Consider the following 13,907-nt stretch of genomic DNA (forward strand, 5'->3'; position numbering starts at 1 on the left):
GCAAATAATGTTTCATTATGATGTAATTATTGTGGGTGCCGGTGTAGCAGGACTCTATGCTGCAATGAATCTCCCTCGTGATAAAAAAGTACTGTTGATAAACAAACGACAAACCTTTAAATGTAATACTTTCTACGCACAGGGTGGCGTAGCTCTGGCACGAGATGCAGCAGATGTTCCTGTACACATCCAAGATACACTCTCAGCTGGTGATGGTCTGTGTGACAGAGAGGCTGTTGAGCTTTTAAGCAAACATTCCCGTGAGGTTATCGATGACTTGATAAAAAACGGTTTTGAGTTTGATAGAGATGAAGAGGGTAATCTGCTCTATACAAGGGAAGCGGCACACTCATGCGAGCGAATTTTGCATGCAGGCGGTGATGCGACTGGACGCTATCTGCATCACTTTTTACTCCAACACAATCCTCACGCAATGCTCAGTGATGCACGTGTTGTTGATCTACTCATCAAAGATGGGGAGTGCTATGGTGTGACAGTATTGGACCACAGAGAGAGTTATAATCTCTATGCAAAAGATGTCATCATTGCAAGTGGCGGTGTAGGTTCACTTTATGAGTACCATACAAACGCACCTTGTATCAGTGCCGATATTCAAGGCCTTTGTGTGATGAAGGGCATTGAACTGGACCGTATGGAGATGCTGCAGTTTCATCCGACTGTCTTTGTTAATGCTACAGGCGCACAGAAGATGCTTTTGACTGAAGCGCTGCGAGGTGAAGGTGCAACGATAGTTGATGAGAATGGTAAACGTTTTTTGTTTGAGTATGATGAACGAGGAGAGCTTGCTTCTCGTGATATCGTTTCCAAATCAATTTATAAATACAAGAAAAAGACAGGACTGCAGGTTTACTTGAATTTAGAGAACTTTGAAGAGGAGTATTTTGCACATCGTTTTCCAAATATCTATAAAAACCTGCGTGCGCTTGGTTATACGGTACCAAAAGACAGAGTGCCGATTTCTCCGGCATTTCATTATGCCATAGGAGGTATCAAAACTGACCTGCATGCACGAGTGCCAAATGTGAAAAATCTTTATGCTATCGGTGAAGTTGCTTCAACAAGGGTCCATGGTGCGAACAGACTTGCATCAAACTCACTCTTAGAAGGTCTTGTTTTTGCAAAAATAGCAGTTGATGATATCATGCAGAACAAAAACGAGAAGAAATTTCAGGAGTTTGCAGTCAGTGATGAGGTAATGAGCTTTAAAGATGACAAGGCAAAAAAGAATCAACTACGTCATATTATGTGGGAAAATGTCTCAATTATTCGAACAAAAAGTGGACTAAATGATGCTTTAGAGACAATTAATGCTCTTTTAAATGAAAAAATTGGTAAACTACTTAAATTTCGTTTATTGACAGCAAGAGAGATAGTGCTCTGTGCATTAAACAGAAGTGAATCCATAGGGGTTCATACAATACAAGAGGAGAAATGATGGAACACGGTTCAGTCGTAGAAGGTGCCCTTAAGGCACTAGAACATGCAACAACAGATGTAAATCTGGCTACAACATGGGTTGGATGGCTTAGTTTAGCTGTATTTGTTATAGCGTACTATTTTATAGCAACAGAAGAGAGATATGAGGTGAACAAAGCTAAGCCTGCACTATTTGCAGGTACTTTAATGTTTATGCTTGTAGGTATCTATTTTACAATTAATGGATTGAGTCCTGATCATCTTCATGATGAATTAGAAAATCTAATTCTTGAAATTGCAGAGATTTTCTTCTTCTTGCTTGTTGCCATGACATACATTGAAACGCTTATTGAACGTGGTGTTTTTGATTTGATGAAGTATAAACTTGTCTCAAAAGGATATACATATAAAAAACTTTTCTGGCTAACAGGATTTTTAGCATTTTTTATCTCTCCTGTAGCAGACAACTTGACAACTGCGCTCATCCTTTCAACGGTGCTTTTTACGATTGACAAGAAAAATATGGCTTTCTTGGTTCCTGGTGCTATCAATATCGTCGTAGCTGCAAATGCTGGTGGTGCTTGGTCTCCATTTGGTGATATTACAACACTAATGGCATGGACAGCTGGTAAGGGTGAGTTTATAGACTTCCTCTATCTCTTTCCTGCATCATTTTTAGGTTGGGCAGTAACAGCATTCTTACTTGCTATGTCAGTTCCTGATGGTGAACCTGCATTTAATGCTGCAACAGAGTCAAAGCCTGTAGTACAAGATGGTGGTATGGGTGTTGTTTATCTTGGTATCGGAACGATTACAATCGCGGTTCTTGGACATCAATTCTTCCATTTCCCTGCAATGTGGGGTATGATGTTTGGTTTGGCACTGTTAAAACTTTACTCAGTTACTCTAGAAAAAGGCGGGAAAAATGCTTTCAATATCTACATCAATATGCAAAAAATAGAAAATGACACGCTTCTTTTCTTCTTTGGTATTCTTTCAGCTGTAGGTGCACTACATTTCTTAGGTTTCTTAGAGTATATTCATGATCTCTATGGCATGATAGGTTCAACTGCGGCAAATATTGGTGTTGGTTTTCTTTCAGCTATTGTTGATAATGTACCTGTAATGAGTGCAATCTTAAAGTCATCTCCTGATATGGATTTAGCACAATGGATGTTGGTTACTATGACAGCCGGTGTCGGTGGTAGTCTTATCTCTTTTGGTTCTGCTGCAGGTGTCGGTGTTATGGGTCGTCTTCGTGGTATCTATACTTTTGGAAGCCATATGAAACATGCTTGGACTATTTTAGTAGGTTACATTGTTTCTGTATCTATTTGGTATATTCAATTTGAATTAATGGGACTTTATTAATTATTCTCCTATAAGCTCAGAGTTGAATTCTGAGCTTATATCTTCTAAACAAATTAAATCTTAATCTTGATTTTGCTATCCTTTCACAAATAATTTATTAAATTAAAACTTCTTTATTTCTCAAAAAACAGTGTTTTTTGTAGCTTTAGGGGGTTGTAGGGACGAAAAGTCCCTGCCATCAAAGATGGGCTTTGCTCATTTTGATGTAAAAAACTATAAAAAGGCATTTATATGACAAATGTTAGCATCATCGTTTTAGATTTCGGTTCTCAATATACACAACTTATCGCACGTCGTTTGCGTGAAGATAAGATTTACTGTGAAATTCTTCCTTACCATACAAAAGTAGAAGATATCAAAGCAAAAAATCCTAAAGGTGTTATCCTCTCCGGCGGTCCATCTTCTGTATATAATGAAGATGCTTATGAAGTAGATCAGGGTGTTTACTCTATGGGTATTCCCGTTCTTGGAATATGCTATGGTATGCAGAGAATTGCAGTTGATTTTGGTGGTAGTGTAATTCGATCTGATCATCATGAGTATGGAAAAGCAGAGCTTAATATTGTCGGATATCCTGATAATGTATCTCCTCTTTTTGCAGAGTGTGATAACAATCGTATCGTTTGGATGAGTCACTCTGACAGAGTTGAGACACTTCCTGAAGGTTTTAAAGTTATTGCAACTTCAGACAACTCTCCATATGCAGCAATTGCAAATGATGAAAAACGTGTTTATGCAATGCAGTTTCACCCGGAAGTTCAACACTCTGAAGAGGGTTACTTGATGCTTCGTAACTTCGCAAAAAATATCTGTGGTGTTACGGAAAAATGGAAAATGGAGCATTTCTTAAAAGAGCAAATCGCTAAAATCCGTGAACAAGTTGGTGATGGAAAAGTGCTTTGTGGACTCAGTGGTGGCGTTGACAGTTCTGTAGTTGCTGCAATGCTTTATGAAGCGATCGGGGATCAACTTATTCCTGTTTTTGTAGATAACGGACTTTTACGTAAAGGTGAGCGTGAGCAGGTTGAGCAGGTATTTAAAATCAATCTCAAAGTACCTTTGGTTGTTGCAGATGCAAGTGAGCTTTTCCTTTCTCGTTTGGCAGGTGTTGAAAATCCTGAAGAGAAACGTAAGATTATCGGACATACTTTTATTGAAGTTTTTGAGCAAGAGGCAAAAAAACACGAAGGTATTAAATTTCTTGCACAAGGAACACTCTATCCGGATGTTATTGAGTCTATTTCAGTAAATGGTCCATCTGAAGTTATCAAGTCACATCACAATGTTGGTGGACTTCCTGACTGGATGGATTTCGAGCTCATTGAGCCTCTCCGTGAGCTTTTTAAAGATGAAGTACGTAAAATAGGTCTTGAACTTGGTCTTCCAGAATCTATGATTAACCGTCATCCATTCCCTGGACCGGGACTTGCGATTCGTATCATGGGTGATGTGAATCCAACTGACTTGGACCTTCTGCGTGAGGCAGATGTTATTTTACTTGATGAGCTTAAAGCAAGCGGGTACTATGCAAAAACATGGCAAGCATTTGCAGTACTTTTAAATGTAAAATCAGTTGGTGTTATGGGTGATAACCGTACTTATGACAATACTGTTTGTGTGCGTGTCGTTGAAGCAGTGGATGGAATGACAGCAACATTTGCACATTTACCGCATGATTTACTTGAGAGAATTTCAAGAAGAATTATCAATGAGGTGGATGGAATCAATAGAGTTGTCTACGACATCTCTAGCAAGCCACCGGCAACTATTGAGTGGGAATAAATCAAGAAAAATTTCAATGCACTTTGAAATAATTTAGGCATCGGCATAGTTTACTATGCCTCAACCTAAAAACATTCCAAATTACATCAAACTTTTTATGATTTACAGTTTATCTTTTTTTGTTTTTTAATGAGGAGTCTTTATGATAACACCTAGACCTCTGTATCTTTTTTCTATCTCTTCACATCCTGATGCTATCAGCATTAACTCGCTAGACATTACCTTTTTTAAACCTAACATTAATTTCTCAAAATATGATGCTTTGATTATTACCTCTAAACAGGCTAGTAAAGCGCTTATGCAATATAAAAAAGAGGAGTATCTGCATCTGTCTGCTCTGTGTGTTTCTGTGCAGAGTGCCAAGTCTTATGAGGCTTTAGGTGGCAAAGTTTTGGATATTGGAGGAGGTTATGGAGATAATCTTGAGGGTAAAATAAAATCTTATCCAAAAGAGAAAAAATGGCTCTATCTAAGAGCCAAAATTGTAGCATCTGATTTTGTTCAGATATGTAAAGATGAAGGCTATAAAATAGATGAGAGCATAGTCTATGAAAGTGACTGTTCACAAGCTATAAATGAAGTGCAAGTTAAAGATGATGCAATACTCATCTTTACTTCTCCATCAAGTGTAAATTGTTATTTGAAAAATCATACTTTTGAAGAAGGACAAAGTATCATTGTTATTGGGAAAACAACTGCAAAAGCACTTCCTATAGGAGTAAATTACGTTTTATCTGATAAAACAAGTATAGAAAGCTGCATAACAATAGCAAAAGAGCAATTTCTAAAATAATTTCAAGCAAATTTTTAGTATAATATTTCATATAGTCTGAGTAGTTCGTGTCAGCACGTATATGAGGGTTCTACATATTCATATCGTGAACAAGTAGAGCTAGCGTGTGCCGATGATCTCGCTTGAGGTATGTTAACTCTGCCAATGAGACTGTCGCCGTCAGCTAGTTCTCTCTTCACCCAAATTCGGCTTTTAGAACCAAGCCAATAGTGTGACGGCTACTCGGATTATATATGAGACAACTTTAAAGAGTTTACTTAGAGTATGAAAGTACTTTAAGTAAACTTTTTTTATTTATATGGAGAATTAATGAAGATTTTAATACTTGGCAGTGGTGGACGTGAATACTCAATAGGTCTTGCTATTGCAAATGAAAATGCAGGGCATGAGCTCTTTTTTCAACCTGGTAATGGTGCTACAGATGAGCTGGGAACAAATTTAGACATTAAAGACTACAATGATCTGGCTGCATTCGCAAAAGAGAATGCAATTGAGCTGACAATTGTAGGACCTGAAGCACCACTTGTTGACGGTGTTGTTGATATCTTCAAAGCAAATGGTCTGACTATTTTTGGACCAAGTAAAGAAGCAGCACAATTAGAAGGTTCAAAAGTCTATATGAAAAACTTCTTGGCAAAGTATGATATCCCAACTGCTCGCTATATTGAGAGTGACTCGATAGAGGAACTTTTTAAATTTACAAATACTCTAGAGGCGCCAATCGTTGTAAAAGCAGATGGCCTTTGTGGTGGTAAAGGTGTTATTATCGCACAAAGCCATGATGAGGCAAAAAAAGCAATCAGTGAGATGCTTAGCGGTAAAAGTTTTGGAGATGCTGGAAAAAAAGTAATCGTTGAAGAGTTTTTAGATGGCTATGAGCTCTCTATGTTTGCCGTATGTGACGGAAAAGACTATATTTTACTTCCGGCTGCACAAGACCATAAACGTGTAGGTGATGGTGATACAGGACCAAATACAGGTGGTATGGGTGCATATGCTCCGACACCTTTAGTTGATGAAGAACTTTATCAAAAGGTTAAAGATAGAATTATCCGACCAACTTTAGATGGTATGCAAAAAGAGGGTGCACCATTTGAGGGTGTCCTTTTTATCGGAATCATGGTTGTTAATGGTGAACCGATTACTTTGGAGTTCAATGTTCGTTTTGGGGATCCTGAATGTGAGATTTTAATGCCACTTATGACATCTTCTGTTGCAGATATGTTCTATAAAGCAGCAACAAACCGTTTGGGTGAGATAAAAGTAGAATTTTCTGACCAGTATGCTGTAGGTGTGGTTATGGCGAGTGAGAACTATCCGTATAGTTCATCAACTCCAGCAGAGATTATTTTAGATGATGTACACCATGAAGAGATCGCAAAATATACGCATATCTCTTTTGCAGGGGTGAGCCGTGAAGATGGTAAACTTTATGCAACAGGTGGACGTGTTCTCGTATGCGTTGGTCTTGGGGATAGTATCAAAGAGGCACGTGACAGAGCATATCTACGTTGTGGACAGGTACATTTTGCCGGTAAAAAATTCCGTAGTGATATAGCCTATCAGGCACTCTAGGAGAATTGTTTGAATGAAGAGATAGAGAATGTACTGCATCGTGAGGGTTTGGTACTAGCTGATATTAAAAAAAGAGCGATGGCCTTTTTTATTGATGAGATGCTGCTCTCTTTTCTTCTAATCATTGCAATGTCGGACTCATTTTCCAATGCCAAAACGGTAGAAGAGATGATCATGCTTACAAATAACTTCATGTTTGAGTATCTGATAATGAAGATAGTATATCAGACATTTTTTGTTATGCAGTATGGTGCTACACTTGGTAAAATCGCTATGAAGATTCGAGTCATTGAGATAACAACTCTGCAAAATCCCTCTTTTTTATGCTCACTTAACCGTGCCATCTTTCGTGTTATTAGTGAGATGCTTTTCTATCTGGGGTTTTTATGGGGAATGATGGACCCTGCTCACCAGACCTGGCATGATAAAACTGCAAAAACTTTGGTTGTCAATGTTTAGACTCTTTTTTATTCTCTCACTTTTGATCGCATGTCTGTCTGCTGGAGATAAGGTAGAGATTTATGCTTCAAAACTCAGTTCACATAATGAAATCATCAATGTTGCCGGTGGAGTCTCTGTTATATACAAAGATTATATTATTACAGCAGACAGAGCAACATATGATAAAAAAACGGGTGACTTGGAACTCTTTGACAATATACGTGCCAATCATGCAGGTAAATACAAAATCCTTGGGAAATATGCCAAATTAAATATTGCCAAAAAAGAGCGTCTTTTTCGACCTTTTTATATGATTGACAACAAATCAGATGTCTGGATGAGTGGCGATGAGGGTAAAGCAACCGAAGAAGAGATAGATATAGCATCAGGTGTTGTGAGCGGATGTAACCCAATAGACCCGCTTTGGACGATGGAGTTTTCATCATCTGATTATGATACAGAGTCGATGTGGATAAATCTTTACAATATGCGTCTCTATATCTATGATATTCCAGTTCTTTATACTCCCTATTTTGGATATTCACTGGACACTACAAGACGAACAGGTCTTTTAAAACCTGCTATTGGACTCTCTAATGATGAAGGTTTTTACTACCAACAACCAATATATATCGCTGAGCAGAACTGGTGGGATTTAGAATTTTTACCACAGATTAGAACCTCACGTGGAGCAGGTATTTATACAAAGTTTCGTTTTGTAGACTCTAAAGTTTCTCATGGTGAAATTAAGATGGGATACTTTAAAGAAAAAGAGGATTATTTTTTAAAAAACAACCTCCAAAATAACTCACACTATGGATTTAATGTCAAGTATGACAACAGAGACTTTTTAAATCTTTGGAGCGGTTATGATTTTTCCGGACAGTCCGGGCTTTATATAGATATCAATCATATGAATGATGTTGACTATATCAACTTGGAAAAGGGAGATACAACTGATACAGCAACGGCAACGCAGGTTCTCTCACGTGTTAATATTTTTTACAACACTCGACAGAACTATTTTGGTACATATTTGAAATATTATCAAGATTTAACACTCGATAATAATGAAAACACTTTGCAAAAACTTCCGGTTGTTCAGTATCACTACTATTTGGATACACTGCTAAAAGACCATCTTTTGTACTCGCTTGATATAAAAAGTAATAATATCCGCAGGCAGACAAACAATAAAGTAGTTCAAACGGATATCAATCTTCCTGTAACCTTGCAGTCTTCTTTTTTTGATGAGTATCTTACCGCTTCATACACTGCAAATCTTTATATGCAACACTCTGCTTTTAGCGGGAATGATTCACGAACGACCTTTGATTACAGGGATGGATACTATACACGAAACTATCATACAATCAGTGTCGCTTCACAACTGACAAAACCGTATGAAAATTTCAGTCATATTATTGGTTTAGGTGTGACTTATAACCGTTCAGCATGGAGTCAAGAGAGTGGCTTTTATGAAGATAACTCAAAATATTGTTCAGATATCGCAAATACGACAGACCCGGATTATGATGCACGATGTGAGTTTTATAATATTACAGATATAGATAATGCAGCACAACTGGAATTTACACAGTATGTGTATGACAAACAAGCAAAAGAAGTGCTTTATCATAGATTGGCACAGCGTATATCGTACTCTTCGAATGCAAATCGTTACGGAGAACTCGAGAATGAACTCGATTATAAAATCACTTCCTATCTCTCCTTTTATAACAATATGTTTTACAATTATGATCAAAACAGATTTTCAAAAGTCTTTAATAAGGTCTCTTTTACAAATTATGGAGTAGCACTGCATCTTTCGCATCTTTATAAAGACAGTTTTATTAATCCTCAGACAAGCAGTGACCCTTTGAGATATACAAGTTATCTGACTTCGAGTGCAGAGTATGAATACAATAGACACTACTCTTTTTCAGCGCTGTATAATTATGATTTGGAATCCCGAGAGAAAAAAAGTATGTCAATAGGGTTTATGTATAAGAAAAGATGTTGGGACTTTGGTATAAAATATAGTGAGAATAACAGACCGATTTTGACACAGAGTGGAGAGTCGTCGATATATGACAAATATATCTATATAACAATTGTCTTAAAACCATTGATGCAGCCAAGTAAAAACAGCTCATTTATTACATATAAACTGCCAAACAAGCAGACAAACTAGGAAAGAGATATGCAAAAATATAAACATATGCTCCAAGACAGAGAAGATGCAGCTACAAGACTTATTGATATTATGCCAATGCAAAAGCTTAAAGAAGAAGAGTGGAATATTGTAGCGGTATCGAAGGGTGGATTGGAGCTAGGCTCTTATATTAAAGATGGACTCAAAAACTCTTTGGAAATTCTCTTTTTAGAAGCCATTATGGCTCCAAATAATCCTGAATGTGAAGTGGCACGTGTAAGCGAGACAGAAGAGATAGTCCTTAATGAAAATCTTATCAATGCCTTTGATATTCAGTACGATTATATCTATGGTGAAGCGCATAGAAAGCATGAAGAGGATATACTTAGCCATATATATCAATATCGAAAAGGTCAGCCTTTTCCATCTATGCAAAATCAAGTGGTTTTACTTGTGGATGAGGGAAGTGAAACAGGTACAAAATTTATGACAGCGCTCAAGACTGTTCTGGCACAAAAGCCAAAGGCAGTCTATATTGCTGTTCCAGTCCTTCCTAAAGATGTGCTAGAAGTATTAGAGACCTTTGTGGATGATATCTTTTTTTTATATGACATTGATGATTATGTAGAGACAGATCTGTACTACAAAAATTTAGAAAAGATAGATGATGAAAATATTGAAAAAATACTAGAGGAAAACAGATGAAATATGATGTAGAGTTAAATTTAGAAAACAGAGAAGAAGCGTATAGTTTTGGATACGTTGCAAAACAGGCAAATGGAAGTACATGGTTAAAATCAGGTAAAACGGTCATTCTTGCAACAGTGGTTATTGATGAGACTGAAGTAGTAAAAGATGACTTTTTACCACTTACTGTACAGTATATAGAAAAGACATATGCTGCAGGAAAGATTCCGGGAGGATTTTTCAAACGTGAGACAAAGCCGAGTGATTTTGAGACACTGACTTCTCGTATTGTTGACAGAAGTCTGCGTCCGCTTTTCCCAAAAGGTTTTGGACATCCAACACAAATTACGATTATGGTTTTCTCAGCTGACAGTGAATCTGATATGCAGGTTCTAGCACTCAATGCTGCTTCAGCTGCGTTGTATGTTTCAGACATAGATATCAACAGAAGCGTATCTGCTGTTCGTGCTGCAAAAGTTGATGGAGAGTTGATTTTAAATCCAACACTCACGCAACTCAAAAACTCAACACTTGATTTGTATCTCTCAGGAACAAAAGAGGAACTCTTGATGATTGAGATGCGCTCAATCGGTAGTGAAAATATTGAAGTCGAAGAGATTCCAGAACCTGTACTAGATCCTATTATGGACCCATCTATCGGAACAATTGTTCTCTCACAGCATGTATCAAATGCCATGAATGAAGATGAACTTATCGAAGTGCTAGATAAAACAGAAAAGGTGCTTTTCGCTACCAATGTAGAGTATGAAGTGGCTTTTGGACCATACCAAAAAGATATCAAACCACTAGAATTAAAAGCACACCAGCTTAACAATGAAATGGTAGAGTATGTAAAAGAAAATCATCTCAGTGACATTGAAGATGCACTCTCCCAAATGGCAAAATCAGAACGTTCAACTGCACTGCGTGAGCTTCGTAAAAATATTATTGCTTCCAAGGAGGAGTGGGCAGATGTTGAGCTTGAGTTAGAGCTAAAAGATGCCATTGAAGCTGTTAAACGAGAGTTTGTAAGAGCACAGATTTTAAATGAGAGAGTTCGTGCCGATGGTCGTGCTTTAAATGAAGTAAGACCTATTAGCATCGATACAAATATATTACCCGCTGCACACGCTTCATGTCTCTTTACTCGTGGTCAAACGCAGGCACTTGTTGTCCTTACTATGGGTGGACCAAAAGATGCACAGATGTTTGAAGGTCTCACTGATGAAGGCACACAAAATGAGAACTTTATGGTGCACTATAACTTTCCAGGTTTCTCAGTTGGTGAAGCAAGTCCGATCATGGGAACAAAAAGACGTGAACTCGGTCACGGTAATTTGGCTAAACGTGCATTAGAGCCGATTGTAAATCTTGATGGACAGACTGTTCGCTTGGTTTCAGAGATTTTAGAGAGTAACGGTTCTTCTTCAATGGCTACAGTATGTGGTGGTTATTTGGCCCTTCGTGCAGCAGATATAGATACAAGTGATACAGTTGCTGGAATTGCGATGGGAATGGTGAGTGATGGTGACAAGTATGCGATTCTATCAGATATCATGGGACTCGAAGACCATGATGGTGATATGGACTTTAAAGTAACTGGTTCAAAAGAGGGTATCACTGCTATGCAGATGGATATCAAACTCGGTGGTATTTCACTTGATGTTCTTAAAGAAGCTCTTTATCAGGCAAAAGAGGGACGTAGTCACATTATAGATATCATGCTAGAAGCTGAAGAGAAGATAGAGTTTAATGATGGTGTACTTCCGTCAACGGAGCATTTCCATATAGACCCTGGATTTATCGGTGAGATTATCGGTCAGGCCGGAAAAACGATTCGTGAGATCATTGAGAAGTTTGAAGTGGCAATTGATATTGATAAAAAAGATGGAAAGGTAAAAATCACCGGTAAGAACAAAGAGGGCGTTTATGGTGCAAAAGCACACATTGAAAAAATTGTCAATGCTCCAAAAAAAGAGAAGATAAAGTATGAAGTTGGCGGAGTCTATGATGGTGTTGTAAAACGTATTGTTGATTTTGGTGCTTTTGTTGAGCTTCCAGATGGGACTGACGGACTACTCCATATCTCAAAAATCTCTAAAGAGAGAGTCGATAATGTCAAAGATGTACTGAGTGAAGGACAAAAGGTAAAAGTAGAGATACTTGAGTTTAAAGGAAATAAAATTTCACTCGGTATGGCTGAGTAAGAAATCATTTAGTTATATTTGATATCCTTATGTGTATAAAATCATATAAGGATAGAGCATTGAAGATATCCAGAAGAGATGCGCTTAAAATTTCAGCAGCAACAGTAGCTGCCACTGCACTTTCTGCATGTACAAAAGAGGAGATAAAACCTCCTAAAAAAGTACAATCACCAACATCATTTTTACCATTTCCAAAAACTGCTTCTCCTCGAGTTGTTGTTGTCGGTGGTGGATGGTCTGGCCTCTCTCTTGCAAAACAGCTAAAAATTGAAGCTCCTCAGGCTGAAGTTATTTTGGTTGAGCAGCGTTTTGAGTTTGTATCGTGTCCTATGAGCAACCTTTGGCTGGTTGATAAGATTGATCTGGAGTTTTTGACACATGATTATCTTCAGGGTGCTCGTGAGAACAACTACACCTATTTTCAAGCTTCTGTCTACGGTATAGATAAAGAGGCAAAAATCTTAAAAACTACCAATGGTGATATCGAGTACGATTATCTAGCTCTTGCTCCTGGAATTGATTATGATTACTCTTTTTGGACAGATGACAAAGTTCTTGAAAACAGACTCAGAAATGAGTACCCTGCTGCATTTAAGTCAGGAAGTGAACATATGACGCTACGTGAGAAAATTTTAAACTTCAAAGGTGGTAATTTTATCTTTACCGTTCCGGGTGGAAATTACCGATGTCTTCCTGCACCGTATGAGAGAGCCTGTATGGTGGCAGACTATTTTAAAAGCAAAGGTATTAAAGCAAAAGTAATTCTTTTGGATGAAAACAATGATATTACGATTAAAGAGCATGGTTTTCATACTGCTATGAAAGAGTTGTATAGTGATTATTTAGAGTATGTGCCAAATGCAAAGATAGAAGAGATAGATTTAGATAAAAAAGTAGTAACGACAGAGTTTGATGAGTTCAGCTTTGAAGATGCATCATTTTATCCACATGTCAGAGGCGGGAAACTCTTAGAGATGCTTGGATTTGCAAAAGATACCATCTATAATAAAATGGAAGCAAACATTGACCCTTTTACTTATGAAGTGATAGGAGAAGAAAATATCTTTGTCAGCGGTGACGCTCGTCCTATGGGCTTTTCAAAATCTGGAAACACTTCCAATACAGAAGCAAAATATGTTGCACGTCTTATTGCTGGAAAAATCAATAAAGGGCCAAAAATTCAGTGGGAAACACCTGTAACTGTATGTATATCTTTAGTCTCCATAAAACCAGAAAGAGGTATCTTTATTCATTCAGAATATGCATACAATAAAAAGGCCGGTCAATTTGAATTTGCTACACCTGTAACAGATGAAATATGGAAAGGAGAGCATGGAGAAAAGAATGCTGCAGGTGCTTATGATTGGGCGAAGGCAATGTATACGGATATGTTTAATTAAAAAGCAGTTTAAACTACTTTTTATAAGAGAGCGGTTATAATTCGCCTATCAATTTCTAG

At 37.6% G+C, this 13,907-nt stretch carries 10 protein-coding genes; all 10 read left to right on the forward strand.

What is annotated here, in order from left to right:
• Window positions 1-7: 7 nt before the first annotated feature.
• The 10 genes from nadB (at window position 8) to ES948_RS02715 (ending at window position 13,848) form a co-directional block, all read left to right on the forward strand.
• Complete coding sequence (gene nadB, locus ES948_RS02670) at window positions 8-1,456, forward strand: L-aspartate oxidase (RefSeq protein ID WP_152183395.1); 1,449 nt, start codon at window positions 8-10, stop codon at window positions 1,454-1,456.
• Complete coding sequence (nhaD, locus tag ES948_RS02675) at window positions 1,456-2,808, forward strand: sodium:proton antiporter NhaD (protein ID WP_188109428.1); 1,353 nt, start codon at window positions 1,456-1,458, stop codon at window positions 2,806-2,808. Before nadB ends, nhaD begins: the two co-directional genes overlap by 1 nt.
• Window positions 2,809-3,039: 231 nt before the next feature.
• Window positions 3,040-4,590, forward strand: a complete 1,551-nt coding sequence (gene guaA, locus ES948_RS02680; protein WP_152183397.1) for a glutamine-hydrolyzing GMP synthase — start codon at window positions 3,040-3,042, stop codon at window positions 4,588-4,590.
• Window positions 4,591-4,732: 142 nt separating this feature from the next.
• A complete protein-coding gene (locus tag ES948_RS02685) occupies window positions 4,733-5,383 on the forward strand; it encodes a uroporphyrinogen-III synthase (protein WP_152183398.1) in 651 nt (216 codons plus the stop codon).
• Between the two features lie 309 nt (window positions 5,384-5,692).
• The gene (gene purD, locus ES948_RS02690) at window positions 5,693-6,958 is read left to right on the forward strand and encodes a phosphoribosylamine--glycine ligase (RefSeq protein ID WP_152183399.1); all 1,266 of its coding nucleotides are present in this window, start codon (window positions 5,693-5,695) and stop codon (window positions 6,956-6,958) included.
• A 9-nt stretch (window positions 6,959-6,967) separates the two neighbouring features.
• Window positions 6,968-7,417 (forward strand): RDD family protein, encoded by a 450-nt coding sequence (locus tag ES948_RS02695; RefSeq protein WP_152183400.1) that lies wholly within the window; start codon window positions 6,968-6,970, stop codon window positions 7,415-7,417.
• Complete coding sequence (locus ES948_RS02700; protein ID WP_246153808.1) at window positions 7,380-9,593, forward strand: LPS-assembly protein LptD; 2,214 nt, start codon at window positions 7,380-7,382, stop codon at window positions 9,591-9,593. Before ES948_RS02695 ends, ES948_RS02700 begins: the two co-directional genes overlap by 38 nt.
• A gap of 9 nt (window positions 9,594-9,602) precedes the next feature.
• Window positions 9,603-10,259: a phosphoribosyltransferase gene (locus tag ES948_RS02705; RefSeq protein ID WP_152183401.1), complete on the forward strand. Its 657-nt coding sequence runs from the start codon at window positions 9,603-9,605 to the stop codon at window positions 10,257-10,259.
• Window positions 10,256-12,448 carry a polyribonucleotide nucleotidyltransferase gene (locus ES948_RS02710; protein WP_152183402.1) on the forward strand — a complete coding sequence of 731 codons (2,193 nt, stop codon included), beginning with the start codon at window positions 10,256-10,258 and terminating at the stop codon, window positions 12,446-12,448. The genes ES948_RS02705 and ES948_RS02710 overlap by 4 nt, the downstream gene beginning before the upstream one ends.
• Before the next feature lie 59 nt (window positions 12,449-12,507).
• Window positions 12,508-13,848, forward strand: coding sequence for an FAD-dependent oxidoreductase (locus ES948_RS02715; protein ID WP_152183403.1), 1,341 nt, complete (start codon window positions 12,508-12,510; stop codon window positions 13,846-13,848).
• Window positions 13,849-13,907 lie beyond the last annotated feature (59 nt).

Source organism: Sulfurimonas indica (genome assembly GCF_009192995.1).
In the GTDB taxonomy this organism is placed as follows: Bacteria; Campylobacterota; Campylobacteria; order Campylobacterales; family Sulfurimonadaceae; genus Sulfurimonas; species Sulfurimonas indica.